The following is a 1,051-nucleotide window of genomic DNA, read 5'->3' as shown; positions in this document are numbered from 1 at the left end:
TTTGTGGCAAGATACCTGAGTAGTTACATAATATGTTAATATGTTTTATTAACTTATACTGTCCAAGCTACTGTTTAATAAATACAAATTTGATAAAAAATTAGTGAGAAAATTTTTGATTATACAGTAAAAACTTCTTGACAATTATATTTTATACTGTATATTCTATATAAGTAAGAACGTATAGTAGCTCAAAATAGAATAAGTTGATATACAGTATAATTAGACAATATTTAAGGTGATCTGGTCATGTCTTCTATCAGTAATAGTTTGATGATAAGCAGTAAGGAAATCATCGAAAAAACAGGAATATCCAGGGCAACACTCAACAACTACATTAAACTTGGTATATTACCGAGGCCCCTGGTAAAAAAGCCGGAAGATGCAAGGACACGGGCTAAAAAAATTGGCTACTTTCCAGAAACGGTTATTGAGCGTATTTTGATAGTTAAAAAAATGAAAAAAAATGGGTCTTTCATGGAAGATATTGTGAACAGACTACATGAGACAATAAATTCAACAGAAGAAGGATTATTAAAGTTAACGATTAACAATCTTCACTGTCCAGACCAACGTATTCCCTCCCTTGTTTCATTTTCTGTACTTGTTGCAGATTTACAAGATTCGGTTAGGATTTGCGCCGATTTGCCTCCTGAAGAATATTTTGAATTAATCAATCAGGTCTGGAAATGCATAGAGGGTTCTTTCAAAAAATACTATGGACTGTATGGGAAGCACGCAGGTGATAGTATGGTTTACTATTTCCTTAAAGACAAAGATTCAAATTATCTCATGAACTCCATCTACTGTGCCCTGGAACTGAGAGAAAAAGTGAAAAAATTAGGGATGGAGTGGAAGGCGCGTAAGGGGTGGTTCCATGACCTCTACATGAATATTGGTATCAATGAGGGTCAGGAGTATTTCGGCGCGATCGTTCATTCACCCGGCATCGAATTTACTGCCTTCGGTGACTCCGTCAATTATGCAGGCAGACTGTCCGATTTTGCCCGTTACGGGAGCATCTGGACAACAAAAAACATGATAAGAAAAT

General features: G+C 35.6%; 1 protein-coding gene. It reads left to right on the top strand.

The genetic code is table 11. The features are described 5' to 3' along the window. Positions 1–249 precede the first annotated feature (249 nt). The coding region (locus tag COZ07_RS10835; RefSeq protein WP_406608577.1) for an adenylate/guanylate cyclase domain-containing protein at positions 250–1,051 on the top strand (802 nt) is incomplete at its 3' end.

Source organism: Candidatus Infernicultor aquiphilus (assembly GCF_002784285.1).
GTDB lineage: Bacteria > Atribacterota > Phoenicimicrobiia > Phoenicimicrobiales > Phoenicimicrobiaceae > Infernicultor > Infernicultor aquiphilus.
Note: the sequence above shows the minus strand (reverse complement) of the source record. Positions and strands in the feature narration are given on the sequence as shown.